Origin of the sequence: Muricauda sp. SCSIO 64092, from assembly GCF_023016285.1 — a bacterium.
Taxonomy (GTDB): domain Bacteria; phylum Bacteroidota; class Bacteroidia; order Flavobacteriales; family Flavobacteriaceae; genus Croceivirga.
This window is the reverse complement of record NZ_CP095413.1, coordinates 615,125-633,164: the sequence shown is the minus strand read 5'-3', so window position 1 is coordinate 633,164 and position 18,040 is coordinate 615,125. Positions and strand designations below refer to the sequence as shown.

Here is an 18,040-nt window from a genome sequence, read left to right as displayed (position 1 = left end):
ATAAACCATGAAATCCTACTTTAACTTCACCAAACAGGAACGGAGGGGGATTTTCTTTTTGCTGGTATTGATCGCAGTATTTCAATTAGCTTATTTTGGTTTGAACCGATTTTCGACCGCCAATGGTACCGATGTATTCTCATTGGACATAAAAAACCAGTTGCTGACCGATAGCTTGGGTATTGAAGAGCGCAAGTCGAAATTACAGTTCAAGCCCTTTAATCCAAATTATATTTCTGAGTATAAGGGATACTTGTTGGGCCTGTCCCCTTTGGAACTTGATAGACTACATAGCTTTAGGGCACAAAACGGATTTGTGCACTCTGCGGAGGAGTTTCAACGAATCACTGGAATATCGGATTCCTTGCTGAATGGCATCTCACCGTTTTTTAAATTTCCGGAATGGACGCAGACTACAAAGCCGACAACAAAAAAAACCGAAGTCAGCAACAACCGAAAGCCAAGGATTTTGGATTTGAACACTGCTTCGGCCCAAGATTTGAAGAAAGTCAATGGAATAGGGGAAAAGTTGTCTGCCAGAATAATTAAATTTCGGGAGAGGCTTGGAGGTTTTCTGGTAAATGAGCAGCTTTATGATGTTTACGGTCTTGAACCGCAAGTAGTGGAAAGGACCCTAAAAAAATTTCGGGTGCTACATCCTCCAAAGGTTAAAAAAATCAATATTAATACGGCCAATCCAGATGAAATTGCATCTTTGGTGTACCTAAAGTATAAAGTGGCAAAAAATATCGTTATATATAGAGAGGAAAATGGAGCGTATACATCAAAAGAAGATTTGTTTAACGTTTCGGGGTTTCCGATAAACAAAATAGATAGAATAGCCTTATATTTGTCGTATTAAAGGAGTTGATATGGATAGTATGTACTTCACGGAAGAGCATCAATTATTTAGGGAGAGTTTAAAAGATTTTTTGCAGAAAGAAGTCGTCCCGCATTTGGATAAATGGGAAGAAACAGGAACCATTGAACGTTTTATTTGGAAAAAACTGGGTCAAATGGGTTATTTTGGTTTGGCCACCCCGGAAGCATATGATGGATTGGGACTGGATTTGTTCTACACGGTAATTCTGCTGGAGGAACTTCAAAAAATTAACTCAGGGGGATTTGCTGCCGCCATTTGGGCGCACGTTTACTTGGCGATGACCCATTTGAACAAAAATGCCAACCACGAGCAGAAAGAAGCGTACTTGACACCAAGTGTAAATGGTGAAAAAATAGGTTGCTTGGGAGTAACCGAGCCCTTTGGGGGAAGTGATGTGGCAGGGATGCGCACAACTGCGGTAAGAAAGGGTGATCATTACATTATCAATGGTTCAAAAACCTTCATTACCAATGGGGTTTATGGCGATTATATCATTCTGGCTGCAAAAACCAGTCCTTCCAAGGGTAATAAAGGAATCAGCATTTTCATTGTTGATCTTAAAAGTGAAGGGGTGACCGCCAACAAACTCAACAAACTTGGATGGCGTGCTTCGGATACTGCGGAATTGGCATTTGATAATGTTATCGTACCCGCCAAAAACCTGATGGGTGAGGAGGGCACTGGTTTTGGATTCATCATGGAGGCCTTTGCCCTTGAGCGTTTGGTCATGGGAATCAATGCCCATGCCAGGGCCGAACACGCCATCGACTACGCCTTACAATATATGTCCGAACGGGAAACGTTCGGGAAGCCCATAAACCAGTATCAAGCACTTCGCCACAGATTGGTGGATCTCTATGCAGATATGGAGATGTGCAAAAACTATAATTATTCCGTAGTATATCGAATGGAGCAAGGGGAATATGTGGTAAAAGAGGCCACCATATCCAAATTGAAGTCTACAAAAATGGCAGATGATGTTATTTACCACTGCCTGCAATTCCTTGGGGGTTATGGCTATATTGAGGATTATCCCATGGCCCGCATGCTAAGGGATAGTAGATTGGGGCCAATTGGTGGGGGAACTTCTGAGATTCTCAGGGAAATCATTGCAAAGATTATTGTGGACAAAAAGGAATATCGCCCAGCCTCCACAAGCGTGAACACCAACGAAGAAATTTTCAAATAACCACCGTGGTTATAAATACATTTGTATATTTGCACACCAAAATTTAAAAGAAAGGAGGTTGTAGCCTATGTTAATAATACCGGTAAAAGAAGGAGAGAACATTGATAGAGCACTGAAGCGTTTTAAGAGGAAGTTCGATAAAACGGGAACAATGCGTCAATTACGAAGCAGACAGCAGTTCACCAAACCTTCCGTTAGGCGTAGAGCTGAAATTCAAAAAGCACAATATATCCAGAGCTTAAGGGACAAAGAGGAACTTTAGGACCCTTTTCTGGAAAAAATTAAAAATCCTGCTGTAAGAGCAGGATTTTTTTTTAAAGTAGGATTACTACCTTTAGGATATGAGTTTGGATGCCTTTACCTCATATTTGAATCTGGAGAAGAACTACTCGCCCCATACCATTAAGGCCTATGCCAAGGATATTGATGATTTTCAAAAATACATTTTGGACCATTATCAACTTGAAGAAATCCAGAAGGTGGAGTATGGCCCCATTAGGAGTTGGATTGTGGCATTGGTGGAACAGGGGGTATCCAATCGTTCGATAAATCGAAAAATAGCTTCCCTAAAAGCATACTATAGGTTTCTGTTGAAAATTGGAATGATCGAACACAATCCTTTGGCCAAGCACAGGGCGCTTAAGTCCGAAAAAAGAATTCAGGTTCCTTTTTCGGAAAATGAAATGGAACGGGTATTGGACGCTATGGAATACGATGATGACTTTTTGGGCCTTAGGGACAAATTGATCATAGAACTACTGTATGCCACAGGTATGCGCAGGTCAGAGCTGGTTCATCTTAAGCTTAGTGATGTTGACCTTAATGGAAAAACGGTAAAGGTGTTGGGCAAACGCAACAAGGAACGTATACTACCTTTAATGCCCCGATTGATCGGTTCCATACAATCCTATTTAGAGCAAAGATCGGCTGTGCCAAAGATAGTGGATGCCACACATTTTTTATTGACAAATACAGGCCACAAAATATACGAAACCCTTGTTTACAGGGTTATAAATAAGTATCTTAGTAGGGTTTCGCCCAAAGTCAAGAAAAGTCCACATATGTTGAGGCATACTTTCGCGACACATCTCTTGAACCAAGGAGCGGACTTAAATGCTGTGAAAGAACTGTTGGGTCATTCCAGTTTGGCTTCTACACAGGTATATACCCATAGTAGTATTGCCAAACTAAAGGAAGTGCACGCAACTACCCATCCTAGAAACAAGGAATAGTACTCCTTGTAATGTATAACCTATCCACCTTGGAGTGGACCTAAAAGAGAAATTTTTATGAAGGTTAATGCACAATCTGTAAATTTTGTGGCCGACAAAAAATTAATTGAATTCATTCAGGCGCGAATGGATAAATTGGAACTGTTCTATGACAGAGTCATTAGTTCGGATGTTTATTTAAAAGTTGAGAACACCAGTTCCAAGGAGAACAAAAGTGTGGAAATCAAGGTGAAGGTGCCCAGGAACCAATTTATTGTAAAAAAACAATGTAAGTCTTTTGAGGAGGCCGTTGATAATGCATGCAATTCATTGGAGCGGCAATTGGTGAAAACAAAGGAGAAAACAAGGGCACATGCCTAATCAAAATTTTTTTTCAGTTTGTTTTGATTAAACAAATAAAACGCTACATTTGCAGTCCGTTAGAAATAACGGGCTTTTTTTGTGTAAAAAAGTGGCTGAAAAGCCGATATAGCTCAGCTGGCTAGAGCAGCTGATTTGTAATCAGCAGGTCGTGGGTTCGAGTCCCTCTATCGGCTCGTAATTTACTGAAAATCAAGGAGGGGAGATACTCAAGCGGCCAACGAGGACAGACTGTAAATCTGTTGGTTTTTACCTTCGCAGGTTCGAATCCTGCTCTCCCCACGGGTGCAGACCAGAATAATCCTGAAAAGGATGGTTTTTTGAAATATTGAATAGTAATAAGCGGGAGTAGCTCAGTTGGTAGAGCGTCAGCCTTCCAAGCTGAATGTCGCCGGTTCGAACCCGGTCTCCCGCTCTAAGAGTGACGATGTTGCCCCAAATGGGGTGGCTAAATCTCTTCCTTTGTCATAAGGATGTAGATTGAACACTTTACGCCGACGTAGCTCAGGGGTAGAGCGTTTCCTTGGTAAGGAAGAGGTCACGGGTTCAATTCCCGTCGTTGGCTCGATAGAAAACAGACACTAATATAAACTTAAGATTAAATTCATTAAAAATGGCAAAGGAAACTTTTGATCGTTCCAAACCCCACCTTAACATAGGTACTATTGGACACGTAGATCATGGTAAAACTACATTGACTGCTGCTATTACAACGGTATTGGCAAACGCAGGTCTTTCTGAGCTTAGAAGCTTTGATTCTATTGATAATGCACCTGAAGAGAAAGAAAGGGGTATTACCATCAATACGTCTCACGTAGAGTATCAGACAGAGAATAGGCACTATGCGCATGTGGATTGTCCTGGTCACGCGGATTACGTTAAGAACATGGTAACTGGTGCCGCTCAAATGGATGGTGCAATCTTGGTGGTTGCTGCCACAGATGGTCCTATGCCCCAAACACGTGAGCACATCCTTCTAGGTCGTCAGGTAGGTATTCCAAGAATCGTTGTTTTCTTGAACAAAGTGGACATGGTTGATGATGACGAACTTTTGGAACTTGTGGAGATGGAGGTGCGCGAGCTACTTTCTTTCTATGAGTACGATGGTGACAACGGTCCTGTAATTTCCGGTTCTGCACTTGGTGCTTTGAACGGAGAACAGAAGTGGGTTGACACCGTAATGGAATTGATGAATGCCGTTGATGAATGGATTGAATTACCCGAACGTGATATCGATAAGCCTTTCTTAATGCCGGTTGAAGATGTATTCACTATTACCGGTCGTGGTACGGTAGCTACCGGACGTATAGAAACAGGTGTTGCCAATACTGGTGATGGTGTTGATATTATTGGTATGGGTGCTGAGAAATTGACTTCCACAATAACTGGGGTTGAGATGTTCCGTAAGATTTTGGATAGGGGTGAAGCTGGTGATAACGTAGGTATCCTTTTGAGGGGTATTGAAAAATCAGACATCAAAAGGGGTATGGTAATCTGCAAACCAGGTTCCGTTACACCACACGCTAAATTTAAAGCAGAGGTGTATATCCTTAAAAAAGAAGAAGGTGGTCGTCACACCCCATTCCATAACAACTATCGTCCTCAATTTTATGTGAGAACTACTGACGTAACAGGAAATATTGTCCTTCCTGACGGTGTTGAAATGGTAATGCCAGGTGATAACTTGACCATTACAGTAGATTTGATTCAGCCTATTGCCCTAAATGTAGGTCTGCGTTTTGCTATCCGTGAGGGTGGTAGAACAGTGGGAGCTGGTCAGGTTACTGAAATTTTAGATTAATTTTTTTGATATAACAAATTTATACTGAGGGTGTTCGCTTTTTAGCGGATACCTTTCAGTATAAATATGAACGGGTGTAGCTCAGTTGGTAGAGCACTGGTCTCCAAAACCAGGTGTCGGGAGTTCGAGTCTCTCCTCCCGTGCTGAACAGAAAGGAAAGTCTGGAGAAGAGACGGGAAGTTTACCCTGAGCGAAGTCGAAGGGAGTCTCTCCTCCCGTGTAAAGGAGAAAGAACAAAAAGCAATTGGACGGAAAGTTGGTCCTGGGCAAAAAGCTTGCGCTGAGCTAAGGAAAGCTTCCATAGGGCCACAAAGAATTTTTTTGATATGTTGACTTACGTAAAGGAATCTTGGGAAGAGTTGAAAAATAATGTTACTTGGTTGAACCGGGAACAGGCATCCAATTTAATGGTCGTTGTTGCGGTCTTCTCAATCTTGTTTGCGTTGGCAACATGGGGAGTGGATACGGTTTTTAGTAAGTTGATTGCGTTGTACTTTGAAAAATTAATTGGGTAGGTGATGTCAGAGGTGTTGGAAAAAAAGTGGTACGTGGTGCGTGCAGTCAGTGGCCAAGAGAATAAAATCAAAGGCTATATAGAAAGTGAAGTTGAACGTGCCGGTTTTGGGGATTACTTGGAAGATGTATTGGTGCCAACTGAAAAAGTGGTGCAAATACGAAATGGAAAGAAAATAAATAAGGAGCGTACCTATTTCCCCGGTTATATTATGATCAAGGCCAATTTAGGCGGGGAAATGGTCCATATCATCAAATCCATTACCAATGTTATTGGGTTTTTGGGCGAAACCAAAGGAGGGGATCCCGTGCCTTTGCGGAAAGCCGAAGTAAACCGTATGCTGGGCAAGGTAGATGAGCTTGCCGTAAATACCGATAATATTGCCATACCCTTTGTATTGGGGGAAACGGTAAAGGTAATAGATGGACCGTTCAATGGCTTTAATGGAACTGTTGAAAAAATCAACGAAGAAAAACGTAAGCTGGAAGTGATGGTGAAGATTTTCGGTAGAAAGACACCATTGGAACTCAGCTATATGCAAGTTGAAAAAGTATAGTAAGAATTGGGATGTTAGATGAGGGACATAAGAAATTATTTATCTCAAATCTCACGTCTTAAATCTAAAGTCAAGAAAAATAAAAGAGCTGTTACATAGATAAAATTGTGTTGCTTCCAAATAGACACAATTTCAAATTTAATTAAGTAAAATGGCAAAAGAAGTAGATAAGGTTGTAAAACTACAAGTTAGGGGAGGTGCTGCGAATCCATCGCCACCGGTTGGACCCGCCTTAGGTGCTGCTGGTGTTAACATCATGGAGTTCTGTAAGCAGTTTAATGCCCGGACCCAGGACAAGCAGGGAAAAGTATTGCCTGTTGTTATCACCGTTTACAAGGACAAATCGTTTGAATTTGTTGTAAAAACACCACCTGCGGCCGTTCAATTGATGGAAGCAGCCAAGATTAAAAAAGGATCTGGCGAACCTAACCGTGTAAAATCCGGTTCAGTGACTTGGGACCAAGTGAAAACTATTGCAGAGGATAAAATGGTGGATTTGAATGCATTTACCGTGGAATCTGCAATGCGAATGGTGGCCGGTACGGCACGTTCAATGGGACTAAAGGTTTCTGGCCCAAAACCTTTTTAATCGGAAAAGCAATTTAGAATGGCAAAATTGACTAAAAAGCAAAAAGAGGCAGTTGCTAAAATCGATAGGAATAAAATGTATTCCTTGGAAGAAGCCTCTTCTTTGGTAAAAGAAATAACCAATGTGAAATTTGATGCATCGGTGGATTTGGCGGTTCGTTTGGGTGTTGACCCAAGGAAGGCCAATCAAATGGTGCGTGGCGTGGTTACCCTTCCCCATGGAACAGGTAAGGACGTAAAGGTTTTGGCATTGGTGACCCCGGATAAGGAAGCGGAAGCTCAAGAAGCTGGTGCAGACTATGTAGGGTTGGATGAATATTTGGATAAAATTAAAGGCGGTTGGACAGACGTTGATGTCATCGTTACCATGCCCAGCGTTATGGGGAAATTGGGCCCATTGGGTCGGATTTTGGGTCCTCGCGGACTAATGCCCAATCCGAAGACCGGGACGGTAACCATGGATGTAGGTAAGGCTGTGGCTGACGTAAAAGGCGGTAAAATAGATTTCAAAGTTGATAAAACGGGAATTGTTCATGCTGCCATCGGAAAGGTTTCTTTCTCTCCGGACAAAATTGCCGGAAATGCAAAGGAACTTATCGATACGTTGAATAAGCTGAAACCTGCAGCTGCAAAAGGAGTATATATGAAAAGTATATATATGAGCAGTACCATGAGTCCTAGTGTTCAGTTAGATCCCAAAGCTGTTTAATCATAGAGTAGTTCAAACGTAATACAATGACAAGAGAAGAAAAAGCGATCGTAATTGAAGATTTGACTGCTCAGTTGGCTGACAATCCAAATATCTACCTAGCGGATATTTCGGGACTTGATGCGGGTACCACTTCGGATTTAAGGAGGGCTTGCTTTAAGGCCAACATAAAATTGGCAGTTGTTAAGAATACATTGCTCGCAAAAGCAATGGAGGCTTCGGACAAGGAATTCGGTGAATTGCCCAACGTATTAAAGGGTAACACCTCTTTAATGTTATCCGAAACAGGTAATGCCCCGGCAAAACTGATCAAGAATTTTAGAAAGAAATCGGATAAGCCCTTATTGAAAGGGGCTTTTATTGAGGAAGCAGTTTATATTGGTGACGAAAACCTGGATTCTTTGGTGAATATCAAATCCAAAGAGGAAGTTATCGGTGACATTATAGGATTGTTGCAATCCCCAGCCAAAAATGTTATTTCCGGACTTAAATCAGGTGGTGGAAAATTGGCTGGAATCCTCAAAACCTTATCCGAAAGATAATTTGTACGCACTAAAACAAACATATTTTTAAAAATTTATTAAAACGATAGAAAATGGCAGATTTGAAAGATTTTGCAGAACAGTTGGTTAACCTTACCGTAAAAGAGGTAAACGAGTTGGCCGATATATTAAAAGAAGAATACGGCATTGAGCCTGCTGCTGCTGCGGTAGCCGTTGCTGCCGGTGGTGGTGCCGGTGCCGATGCTGGTGAAGCTGCTGAAGAACAATCTGAATTCGATGTAATTTTGAAAGCCCCTGGAGGTTCAAAACTTGCTGTCGTAAAACTGGTTAAGGAATTGACCGGTCTTGGATTGAAAGATGCTAAAGAGATTGTGGACAGCGCACCAAAAGCAGTTAAAGAAGCTGTTTCCAAGGATGAAGCTGAAGGAATCAAAAAATCTTTGGAAGAAGCAGGAGCAGAAGTTGAGCTTAAATAATAGCAGAAACTATATTGTATTGGTTAAGGTCTTGCCGTTTTGCGGTTAAGACCTTAGCCTGTTTAATGGAAGCGTATGAAGTTATACGTGACCCAACTGAGAATTCACTATTAAAATTGTCCATTGATGTTCACTAACAAGACTGAAGAAAGAGTAAACTTTGCAACCGCTAAGAACATGCCGGAATACCCGGATTTCTTGGACATCCAAATAAAATCATTTCAAGACTTTTTCCAACTTGAAACCAAATCGGATGAGCGTGGTAACGAAGGTTTGTACAATACCTTCATGGAAAACTTTCCCATTACGGACACGCGCAACCAATTCGTATTGGAATTTTTGGATTATTTCATTGACCCACCAAGATATACGATACAAGAATGTATCGAGCGTGGTCTTACCTATAGCGTACCCTTAAAAGCTAGATTAAAACTATACTGTACCGATCCGGAACATGAAGATTTTGAGACTATTGTACAGGATGTTTATTTGGGGACCATCCCATACATGACACCCAGTGGAACATTTGTGATCAATGGGGCGGAACGTGTTGTGGTTTCTCAGTTGCACCGTTCTCCAGGTGTATTCTTTGGGCAGTCCTTCCATGCCAACGGAACTAAGCTGTATTCCGCCAGGGTAATTCCTTTTAAAGGTTCATGGATTGAATTTGCCACCGATATCAATAGCGTAATGTACGCTTATATCGATAGGAAGAAAAAGTTACCGGTTACCACCTTATTCAGGGCTATTGGATTTGAACGTGATAAGGATATCCTTGAAATTTTTGACCTTTCGGAGGAGGTTAAAGTCTCAAAGGCCGGATTGAAGAAGGTAATGGGCCGTAAGTTGGCCGCGAGGGTACTGAATACCTGGCACGAGGATTTTGTGGATGAAGATACGGGCGAGGTGGTTTCCATTGAACGAAACGAGATTATCCTTGATCGTGATACCGTTTTGGAAAAGGAGCATATAGACGAGATTATCGATGCAGATGTAAAGACCATCCTTTTGCATAAGGAAAATGCAAATCTGTCGGATTATGCCATTATCCACAATACACTTCAAAAGGATCCCACAAACTCCGAAAAGGAAGCGGTAGAACATATTTACAGACAATTGCGTAATGCCGAACCGCCAGATGAAGAGACCGCGAGGGGAATCATAGACAAATTGTTCTTTTCCGACCAACGGTACAATCTTGGGGAGGTAGGCCGTTACCGTATGAACAAAAAATTAGGTCTTGATATTGGAATGGACAAGCAGGTATTGACCAAGGAAGATATCATTACTATTATTAAATATTTGATTGAACTTATCAATTCCAAAGCGGAGATTGATGACATAGATCACCTGTCCAACAGAAGGGTAAGAACGGTTGGTGAACAATTGTCCTCTCAGTTTGGTGTTGGTTTGGCACGTATGGCACGTACCATTCGTGAGCGAATGAATGTTCGCGATAACGAGGTATTTACACCAATCGATTTGATCAATGCCAAGACCTTGTCATCGGTGATTAACTCATTTTTTGGTACCAACCAGCTATCCCAGTTTATGGACCAAACCAATCCGTTGGCAGAGATAACCCATAAACGTAGGCTATCGGCACTTGGCCCAGGTGGTCTATCAAGGGAAAGGGCAGGATTTGAGGTCCGTGACGTACATTACACCCACTATGGGCGTTTATGTCCAATTGAAACTCCTGAAGGTCCTAATATTGGTTTAATTTCTTCACTTTCGGTTTTTGCCAAAGTGAACCAGATGGGCTTCTTGGAAACACCGTATAGAAAAGTTGCGGATGGAAAGGTGAATGTTGAAGAGTATGTGTACTTAAGCGCAGAAGAGGAAGAAGGAATGAAAATAGCTCAGGCCAATATTCCTTTGAATGATGCGGGTGCCATTGACGGCGATAAGGTAATTGCCCGTGAGGAAGGTGACTTCCCCGTGGTAGAACCTTCCGAAGTGAACTATACCGACGTAGCACCAAATCAAATTGCCTCCATTTCGGCCTCTTTGATTCCCTTCTTGGAGCACGATGACGCAAACCGTGCTTTAATGGGGTCCAACATGATGCGTCAGGCCGTTCCGTTATTACGACCAGAATCGCCCATTGTGGGAACCGGTTTGGAAAGACAGGTTGCCAAGGATTCAAGGGTATTGATCAATGCAGAGGAAGATGGTGTTGTCGACTATGTGGATGCCAAGAAAATAATTATTAAATATTCCAGATCCGAGGAAGAAAAGATGGTCAGTTTTGAAGAAGACTCCAAAACGTACGACTTGATCAAGTTCCGCAAGACAAACCAGGGTACTTCCATTAACCTTAAACCTATTGTACGAAAAGGGGATAAGGTGCAAAAAGGTCAAGTGCTTTGCGAAGGTTATGCCACGCAAAGCGGGGAACTTGCCCTTGGAAGAAACATGAAAGTAGCTTTCATGCCCTGGAAGGGATATAACTTTGAAGATGCGATCGTAATCTCTGAAAAAGTCGTACGAGAGGATATTTTTACCTCCATTCATATAGATGAATACGCTTTGGAAGTTAGGGATACCAAATTGGGTGCCGAAGAGTTGACGAACGATATCCCGAACGTTTCCGAGGAAGCTACCAAGGATTTGGATGAAAACGGTATGATCCGTATTGGTGCGGAAGTAAAACCTGGGGACATCCTTATTGGTAAGATTACACCAAAAGGGGAATCCGATCCAACGCCGGAGGAAAAATTGCTTCGTGCCATTTTTGGGGATAAGGCCGGTGATGTAAAGGATGCTTCATTAAAAGCTTCACCATCACTTAGAGGAGTTGTTATTGACAAAAAATTGTTCTCGCGTTCCATTAAGGATAAGCGAAAACGTTCGGAGGATAAGGAAGCCATTTCCAAATTGGAGATGGACTATGAAGTGAGATTCCAGCAACTAAAGGATGTTTTGGTGGAAAAACTGTTTGCTTTGGTAAACGGTAAAACCTCTCAAGGGGTACAGAACGACCTTGGTGAAGAAGTACTTCCAAAAGGTAAGAAGTACACCATAAAGATGCTGAACTCAGTGGATGACTTTGCCCATTTGATCAGTGGAACATGGACCACGGATGACAAAACCAACATCTTGGTCAATGACTTGTTGCATAACTATAAAATCAAATTGAATGACCTTCAGGGAAGTTTAAGGAGGGATAAGTTTACCATTTCAGTCGGAGATGAATTGCCTGCCGGAATCATGAAACTGGCCAAAGTCTATATCGCCAAAAAGCGCAAACTTAAAGTAGGTGATAAAATGGCGGGTCGTCACGGAAATAAAGGTATTGTAGCACGTATCGTACGTCAGGAAGATATGCCTTTCCTTGAAGATGGAACCCCGGTCGATATTGTTTTGAATCCGCTAGGTGTACCTTCCCGGATGAACATCGGTCAGATTTATGAAACCGTATTGGGTTGGGCAGGTCAAAAATTGGGAAGGAAATACGCCACACCAATTTTTGATGGAGCTTCTTTGGACGAAATCAATGGATTTACGGACGAAGCCGGTGTGCCTCGTTTTGGTCATACCTATTTGTATGACGGTGGCACGGGTGAACGCTTTGACCAGGCAGCGACCGTTGGGGTTATCTATATGCTTAAACTAGGCCATATGGTGGATGACAAAATGCACGCACGTTCCATTGGACCATACTCTTTGATTACACAACAACCATTGGGCGGTAAAGCGCAATTTGGTGGTCAACGATTTGGTGAGATGGAGGTTTGGGCATTGGAAGCCTATGGTGCTTCCTCTACCCTGCGTGAGATTTTGACCGTAAAATCGGATGACGTTATAGGACGGGCCAAAACCTACGAGTCCATCGTAAAAGGGGAGACCATGCCAGAACCTGGATTGCCAGAATCTTTCAATGTATTGATGCACGAACTCAAGGGATTGGGTCTGGATATTAGATTGGAAGAATAAGAATTTTAAGAGAACATTTTAACACAATAGCTGAAGTAGATCATGGCTAGATTAAAAGATAACAATACTCCAAAAAGGTTCAATAAAATCTCTATAGGATTGTCTTCCCCGGAAGCAATTTTGGCAGAGTCCAGAGGTGAGGTTTTAAAACCGGAAACCATTAACTACCGCACCCACAAACCGGAAAGGGACGGCTTGTTCTGTGAGCGTATTTTTGGTCCTGTTAAGGATTACGAATGTGCCTGTGGAAAATATAAGCGTATCCGTTACCGCGGCATTGTTTGTGACCGTTGTGGGGTGGAGGTAACTGAGAAGAAAGTACGTAGGGATAGGGTAGGACACATTAATTTGGTGGTTCCCGTTGCCCATATATGGTATTTCCGCTCACTACCCAATAAGATTGGATATCTGTTGGGACTCCCTTCCAAGAAATTGGACATGATTATTTATTATGAGCGTTATGTGGTCATCCAACCGGGTATCGCCAAAGGTCCTGAAGGGGAGGAAATCAATAAAATGGACTTCCTGACCGAGGAGGAGTACCTCAATATATTGGAGTCCATTCCAGTTGAAAACCAATATTTGGAAGATTCCGACCCCAATAAATTCATTGCCAAAATGGGCGCGGAATGTTTGATCGATCTGCTTTCAAGAATCGATTTGGAACAACTGTCCTATGAATTAAGGCATAAAGCAAATACAGAAACTTCAAAGCAACGTAAGACCGAGGCTTTAAAAAGATTGCAGGTTGTTGAAGCTTTAAGGGAATCCCAGGACAACCGGGAAAACCGCCCCGAGTGGATGATTATGAAAGTCATTCCGGTAATTCCACCGGAATTACGTCCTTTGGTTCCTTTGGACGGAGGTCGTTTTGCTACTTCGGACTTAAATGACCTGTACCGAAGGGTGATCATCCGAAACAATCGTTTGAAACGTTTGATGGAAATCAAAGCCCCGGAAGTGATTCTAAGGAACGAAAAACGTATGCTCCAAGAATCCGTGGATTCCTTGTTTGACAATACAAGAAAAGCTTCTGCGGTCAAAACAGAATCAAATAGACCATTGAAATCCCTTTCAGATTCCCTAAAGGGAAAACAAGGCCGTTTCCGTCAAAACCTATTGGGTAAACGTGTGGATTACTCGGCGCGTTCCGTGATTGTCGTAGGCCCGGAAATGAACCTGTATGAATGTGGTCTTCCAAAAGATATGGCGGCGGAACTTTACAAACCTTTTGTAATCAGGAAATTGATAGAAAGGGGTATCGTAAAAACCGTAAAATCTGCCAAGAAGATAATAGACAAAAAAGAACCGGTTGTTTGGGACATATTGGATAATGTGATCAAAGGGCACCCCGTGCTGTTGAACAGGGCCCCCACATTGCACAGATTGGGGATTCAAGCCTTCCAACCCAAACTTATTGAGGGTAAGGCCATACGTTTGCACCCATTGGCCTGTACTGCATTTAATGCGGATTTTGATGGTGACCAGATGGCGGTACACTTGCCCCTTGGGCCGGAAGCTGTTTTGGAAGCACAGTTATTGATGCTGGCCTCCCAAAATATCTTAAATCCTGCTAATGGGTCTCCAATAGCGGTTCCTTCCCAGGATATGGTTTTGGGATTGTACTATATGACAAAAAAGCGACTCTCCGATGACGAGGTTACGGTTAAAGGAGAGGGATTGACCTTCTACTCACCCGAAGAAGTTGAAATTGCTTTCAACGAAAAGAAAGTGGATTTGAATGCAAGCATTAAAGTGCGTACAAAAGACTTTAATGAAGAAGGGGAATTGGTAAATCAAATTATTGAGACCACTGTTGGTAGGGTGCTGTTCAATCAAGAAGTTCCCGAGGAAGCAGGTTTCATTAACCAGGTATTGACCAAAAAAGCGCTACGTAGCATTATTGGGGATATTTTGGCCGTTACGGATGTACCCAGGACAGCAGCATTTTTGGATAAGATCAAGACCATGGGGTATCAATTCGCCTTTAAGGGCGGATTGTCCTTTAGCTTGGGTGATATTATTATCCCTGCTGAAAAGCATGAAATGATATCGGATGCCAACGATCAGGTCGATGGCATCATGATGAACTATAACATGGGACTTATCACCAATAACGAACGCTACAATCAGGTGATTGATGTTTGGACCTCAACAAATGCCATGTTGACGGAACTGGCCATGAAGCGAATTCGTGAAGATCAGCAAGGATTCAATTCGGTGTATATGATGTTGGATTCCGGCGCAAGGGGTTCCAAAGAGCAGATTCGCCAGTTGACGGGGATGCGTGGTTTGATGGCCAAGCCCAAAAAATCCACTGCAGGAGGTGGAGAGATCATCGAAAATCCAATTCTCTCCAACTTTAAGGAGGGATTGTCCATTTTGGAGTACTTCATCTCTACGCACGGTGCGCGTAAAGGTCTTGCGGATACTGCTTTAAAAACAGCGGATGCCGGATATTTAACACGCCGTTTGGTTGATGTTTCCCAAGATGTAATTATCAACATTGAAGATTGTGGAACACTCCGGGGTATCGAGGTTGCTCCACTGCGTAAAAACGAGGAAATCGTTGAAACCCTCGGGGAACGAATTTTAGGTAGGGTTTCATTGCATGATGTCTACAATCCCTTGAATGAAGAATTGCTTATTTCCGCCGGTCAGGAAATTACCGAGGTTGAAGTAAGGAAGGTTGAGGCCTCCCCAATTGAAAAGATTGAGGTTCGTTCTCCATTGACATGTGAGGCATCCAAAGGGATTTGTGCAAAATGCTACGGTAGGAACCTAGCAACCAATAAAATGGTTCAAAGAGGTGAAGCCGTGGGTGTTGTAGCTGCTCAATCCATTGGTGAACCTGGTACTCAGTTAACATTGCGTACGTTCCACGTAGGTGGTATTGCAGGAAACATTTCTGAGGAAAGCAAGCTGGAAGCCAAATTTGATGGTGTTGCCGAAATTGAGGATTTGAGAACCGTTGTTGGGCAGAACAGTGAAGGCGAAAAGGCAAATATCGTTATCTCAAGGACATCTGAAATTAAGATTGTGGATGAGAAAACAGGTATTACGCTAAGTACCAATAACATTCCTTATGGTTCCCAGTTATTCGTGAAAAATGGAGCTAAGATTAGTAGTGGGGAGGTGCTTTGTCAATGGGATCCCTATAATGGTGTAATCGTTTCCGAGTTTACGGGAGCCATTGCCTATGAGAATATCGAACAAGGTGTCACCTATCAAGTGGAGATTGACGAACAGACAGGATTCCAGGAAAAGGTGATTTCCGAGTCCAGGAATAAAAAGTTGATACCTACCTTATTGATCAAGGATGGAAAAGGTGAAACACTTCGATCATATAACCTTCCTGTTGGCTCCCATATTATGGTTGATGATGGGGAAAAGATCAGTGAAGGTAAGATTTTGGTTAAGATTCCACGTAAGTCTGCCAAGGCAGGGGACATCACCGGTGGTCTTCCAAGGGTAACCGAATTGTTTGAAGCGCGTAACCCTTCAAATCCAGCCGTGGTCTCCGAAATTGATGGAGTGGTATCCTTTGGTAAGATCAAACGTGGAAACCGTGAGATCATCATCGAGTCCAAATTGGGAGAAGTCAAGAAATACTTGGTGAAGCTTTCAAATCAAATATTGGTTCAAGAGAACGATTATGTACGGGCAGGAATGCCATTATCCGACGGTTCCATTACCCCAGAGGATATTTTGGCCATCAAAGGGCCATCGGCCGTTCAGCAATATTTGGTGAACGAAGTTCAAGAGGTATACCGACTGCAAGGTGTAAAGATCAATGATAAACACTTTGAAGTGGTTGTACGGCAGATGATGCGTAAAGTCCGTATTGAAGATGCCGGGGATACTATTTTCCTGGAGAATCAATTAGTGCACAAGGACGACTTTATTAGGGAGAACGATGAAATTTTTGGTAAAAAAGTAGTCGAGGACTCCGGGGATTCCGAAAACTTAAAAGCAGGACAGATTATTTCTGCCAGGGATTTGAGGGATGAAAATTCACTGTTGAAACGTTCGGATAAAACCTTGGTAACTGCTCGGGATGCGGTTGCGGCTACGGCAACACCGATCCTTCAGGGAATTACCAGGGCGTCATTACAGACCAAGTCGTTCATTTCTGCAGCGTCCTTCCAAGAAACCACCAAAGTATTGAACGAGGCTGCCGTAAGCGGCAAAGTGGATACGCTGGAAGGTTTAAAGGAAAATGTCATTGTTGGACATAAAATTCCTGCAGGTACGGGTATGCGTGATTATGATAGCATCATTGTAGGCTCAAAAGAGGAATATGATGAAATCATGGCACGTAAGGAAGAGTTCAAATTCTAAAAAATATGGCTGAAAAGAACCAAAATCAAAAACAGATCAATATAGAACTGGATGAGAAGACGGCAGAAGGAATTTATTCCAATCTGGCCATTATTAACCATTCTGTATCTGAATTTGTAGTGGATTTTATCAGTATGATGCCAGGAGCACCAAAGGCAAAGGTGAAAAGCAGAATTGTATTGACACCACAGCATGCCAAAAAGTTCCTAAAGGCACTTAACGATAATGTGAATAGGTTCGAAAAAGCGCATGGAACAATTAAGGATTATGAACAACCTCCCATACCATTGAATTTTGGTCCTACGGGAGAAGCATAAAAAAAGGCCCTGATAACAAATCAGGGCCTTTTTTATTTTTTGTTGTAAGAAGGAAAGGGTTTTATTTCAACCATCCCTTCGCAATGGAACGTTTGGAAAATAGAATCAGGAAAATTCCTATGATTACCACTAAAACAGGCATTACATAGGCCTGGCCTCCATATACCTCACCGGCATTTTGAAGAAACAACCAATTAATAAACTGCAGTACTGCGGCCAATAATGATAGTATAAACAATGGTTTGGCCCATTTTTTACGTATCAATAGTCCAATAGAGGCAATTGCCCCTGAAAAAACAGCTATGGCAAAGGCCGCTGTAGCCCAGGCTGGGATGCCTTCAAAAAGTTCACGTTGTTCTTGGGTCATGGCTTCCAACATGGCGACTTGGTTTAATTTCGAATTCAAGTAGCTATAAACCCCGACCAGGTTCCATAAAAATGCGAATATACTTACCACCCAAAACCAAATGGGTGGTTTTACCGTTTGATTTGTCATTTGAAAAAAGTATTGGTTACGTATTCCAATGTACAAAAAATTGTTTAACTAGTTGTGACCCCATGTTTTACGTGCATTGAATACATCAAAATGTTTCATCTTGGCATTTGGAGTATACCTTGGTTTTGACACAATC

The 18,040-nt window shown here is 42.3% G+C and carries 16 protein-coding genes and 5 tRNA genes; 20 read left to right on the top strand and 1 reads right to left on the bottom strand.

The features are described from left to right. Window positions 1-7 precede the first annotated feature (7 nt). The 20 genes from L0P88_RS02405 (at window position 8) to L0P88_RS02310 (ending at window position 17,408) form a co-directional block, all read left to right on the top strand. Window positions 8-862 (top strand): ComEA family DNA-binding protein, encoded by an 855-nt coding sequence (locus L0P88_RS02405; RefSeq protein WP_247133036.1) that lies wholly within the window; start codon window positions 8-10, stop codon window positions 860-862. Window positions 863-872: 10 nt separating this feature from the next. After that, the gene (locus tag L0P88_RS02400) at window positions 873-2,072 is read left to right on the top strand and encodes an acyl-CoA dehydrogenase family protein (RefSeq protein WP_247133035.1); all 1,200 of its coding nucleotides are present in this window, start codon (window positions 873-875) and stop codon (window positions 2,070-2,072) included. A 67-nt stretch (window positions 2,073-2,139) separates the two neighbouring features. After that, window positions 2,140-2,334, top strand: coding sequence for a 30S ribosomal protein S21 (gene rpsU / locus L0P88_RS02395; protein WP_158779674.1), 195 nt, complete (start codon window positions 2,140-2,142; stop codon window positions 2,332-2,334). 79 nt (window positions 2,335-2,413) lie between these two features. After that, a complete protein-coding gene (locus L0P88_RS02390) occupies window positions 2,414-3,304 on the top strand; it encodes a tyrosine-type recombinase/integrase (protein WP_247133034.1) in 891 nt (296 codons plus the stop codon). Between the two features lie 57 nt (window positions 3,305-3,361). After that, window positions 3,362-3,664 carry a ribosome hibernation-promoting factor, HPF/YfiA family gene (gene hpf / locus L0P88_RS02385; RefSeq protein WP_247133033.1) on the top strand — a complete coding sequence of 101 codons (303 nt, stop codon included), beginning with the start codon at window positions 3,362-3,364 and terminating at the stop codon, window positions 3,662-3,664. A gap of 102 nt (window positions 3,665-3,766) precedes the next feature. Continuing rightward, window positions 3,767-3,840 (top strand) — tRNA-Thr (locus L0P88_RS02380). 23 nt (window positions 3,841-3,863) lie between these two features. After that, window positions 3,864-3,946: transfer RNA gene (locus L0P88_RS02375), tRNA-Tyr, on the top strand. A gap of 60 nt (window positions 3,947-4,006) precedes the next feature. Beyond that, window positions 4,007-4,079 (top strand) — tRNA-Gly (locus L0P88_RS02370). A 78-nt stretch (window positions 4,080-4,157) separates the two neighbouring features. Next, window positions 4,158-4,229: transfer RNA gene (locus L0P88_RS02365), tRNA-Thr, on the top strand. 48 nt (window positions 4,230-4,277) lie between these two features. Further along, window positions 4,278-5,465 (top strand): elongation factor Tu, encoded by a 1,188-nt coding sequence (gene tuf, locus L0P88_RS02360; RefSeq protein WP_158779671.1) that lies wholly within the window; start codon window positions 4,278-4,280, stop codon window positions 5,463-5,465. A gap of 70 nt (window positions 5,466-5,535) precedes the next feature. Then, a tRNA-Trp gene (locus L0P88_RS02355) sits at window positions 5,536-5,608 on the top strand. Window positions 5,609-5,791: 183 nt separating this feature from the next. Then, entirely contained in the window at window positions 5,792-5,980 is a 189-nt protein-coding gene (gene secE / locus L0P88_RS02350; RefSeq protein ID WP_158779748.1) for a preprotein translocase subunit SecE, read from the top strand. A gap of 3 nt (window positions 5,981-5,983) precedes the next feature. Beyond that, window positions 5,984-6,535 carry a transcription termination/antitermination protein NusG gene (gene nusG / locus L0P88_RS02345; RefSeq protein WP_158779670.1) on the top strand — a complete coding sequence of 184 codons (552 nt, stop codon included), beginning with the start codon at window positions 5,984-5,986 and terminating at the stop codon, window positions 6,533-6,535. Window positions 6,536-6,686: 151 nt separating this feature from the next. Then, the gene (rplK, locus tag L0P88_RS02340) at window positions 6,687-7,124 is read left to right on the top strand and encodes a 50S ribosomal protein L11 (RefSeq protein WP_247133032.1); all 438 of its coding nucleotides are present in this window, start codon (window positions 6,687-6,689) and stop codon (window positions 7,122-7,124) included. 18 nt (window positions 7,125-7,142) lie between these two features. Beyond that, window positions 7,143-7,832 carry a 50S ribosomal protein L1 gene (gene rplA, locus L0P88_RS02335; RefSeq protein WP_247133031.1) on the top strand — a complete coding sequence of 230 codons (690 nt, stop codon included), beginning with the start codon at window positions 7,143-7,145 and terminating at the stop codon, window positions 7,830-7,832. Between the two features lie 26 nt (window positions 7,833-7,858). Then, window positions 7,859-8,374 (top strand): 50S ribosomal protein L10, encoded by a 516-nt coding sequence (gene rplJ, locus L0P88_RS02330; protein ID WP_247133030.1) that lies wholly within the window; start codon window positions 7,859-7,861, stop codon window positions 8,372-8,374. Between the two features lie 53 nt (window positions 8,375-8,427). Next, entirely contained in the window at window positions 8,428-8,811 is a 384-nt protein-coding gene (gene rplL / locus L0P88_RS02325; RefSeq protein ID WP_158779666.1) for a 50S ribosomal protein L7/L12, read from the top strand. A gap of 126 nt (window positions 8,812-8,937) precedes the next feature. After that, entirely contained in the window at window positions 8,938-12,750 is a 3,813-nt protein-coding gene (rpoB, locus tag L0P88_RS02320; protein WP_247133029.1) for a DNA-directed RNA polymerase subunit beta, read from the top strand. Window positions 12,751-12,792: 42 nt separating this feature from the next. After that, window positions 12,793-17,091, top strand: coding sequence for a DNA-directed RNA polymerase subunit beta' (gene rpoC / locus L0P88_RS02315; protein ID WP_247133028.1), 4,299 nt, complete (start codon window positions 12,793-12,795; stop codon window positions 17,089-17,091). A 5-nt stretch (window positions 17,092-17,096) separates the two neighbouring features. Then, complete coding sequence (locus L0P88_RS02310) at window positions 17,097-17,408, top strand: DUF3467 domain-containing protein (RefSeq protein ID WP_158779663.1); 312 nt, start codon at window positions 17,097-17,099, stop codon at window positions 17,406-17,408. A gap of 61 nt (window positions 17,409-17,469) precedes the next feature. On the opposite strand, the gene L0P88_RS02305 is transcribed toward L0P88_RS02310, so the two are convergent. Then, the gene (locus L0P88_RS02305) at window positions 17,470-17,904 is read right to left on the bottom strand and encodes a hypothetical protein (RefSeq protein ID WP_247133027.1); all 435 of its coding nucleotides are present in this window, start codon (window positions 17,902-17,904) and stop codon (window positions 17,470-17,472) included. Window positions 17,905-18,040: the final 136 nt, after the last annotated feature.

What these genes read in the sequence shown, in the direction of transcription:
- nusG (WP_158779670.1), top strand. Translation starts at nt 5,984, where the DNA reads ATGTCAGAGGTGTTGGAAAAAAAGTGGTACGTGGTGCGTGCAGTCAGT.
- rplA (WP_247133031.1), top strand. Translation starts at nt 7,143, where the DNA reads ATGGCAAAATTGACTAAAAAGCAAAAAGAGGCAGTTGCTAAAATCGAT.
- L0P88_RS02400 (WP_247133035.1), top strand. Translation starts at nt 873, where the DNA reads ATGGATAGTATGTACTTCACGGAAGAGCATCAATTATTTAGGGAGAGT.
- rpoC (WP_247133028.1), top strand. Translation starts at nt 12,793, where the DNA reads ATGGCTAGATTAAAAGATAACAATACTCCAAAAAGGTTCAATAAAATC.
- L0P88_RS02405 (WP_247133036.1), top strand. Translation starts at nt 8, where the DNA reads ATGAAATCCTACTTTAACTTCACCAAACAGGAACGGAGGGGGATTTTC.
- L0P88_RS02310 (WP_158779663.1), top strand. Translation starts at nt 17,097, where the DNA reads ATGGCTGAAAAGAACCAAAATCAAAAACAGATCAATATAGAACTGGAT.
- hpf (WP_247133033.1), top strand. Translation starts at nt 3,362, where the DNA reads ATGAAGGTTAATGCACAATCTGTAAATTTTGTGGCCGACAAAAAATTA.
- rpsU (WP_158779674.1), top strand. Translation starts at nt 2,140, where the DNA reads ATGTTAATAATACCGGTAAAAGAAGGAGAGAACATTGATAGAGCACTG.
- L0P88_RS02305 (WP_247133027.1), bottom strand. Translation starts at nt 17,904, where the DNA reads ATGACAAATCAAACGGTAAAACCACCCATTTGGTTTTGGGTGGTAAGT.
- L0P88_RS02390 (WP_247133034.1), top strand. Translation starts at nt 2,414, where the DNA reads ATGAGTTTGGATGCCTTTACCTCATATTTGAATCTGGAGAAGAACTAC.
- rplL (WP_158779666.1), top strand. Translation starts at nt 8,428, where the DNA reads ATGGCAGATTTGAAAGATTTTGCAGAACAGTTGGTTAACCTTACCGTA.
- tuf (WP_158779671.1), top strand. Translation starts at nt 4,278, where the DNA reads ATGGCAAAGGAAACTTTTGATCGTTCCAAACCCCACCTTAACATAGGT.
- rplK (WP_247133032.1), top strand. Translation starts at nt 6,687, where the DNA reads ATGGCAAAAGAAGTAGATAAGGTTGTAAAACTACAAGTTAGGGGAGGT.
- secE (WP_158779748.1), top strand. Translation starts at nt 5,792, where the DNA reads ATGTTGACTTACGTAAAGGAATCTTGGGAAGAGTTGAAAAATAATGTT.
- rpoB (WP_247133029.1), top strand. Translation starts at nt 8,938, where the DNA reads ATGTTCACTAACAAGACTGAAGAAAGAGTAAACTTTGCAACCGCTAAG.
- rplJ (WP_247133030.1), top strand. Translation starts at nt 7,859, where the DNA reads ATGACAAGAGAAGAAAAAGCGATCGTAATTGAAGATTTGACTGCTCAG.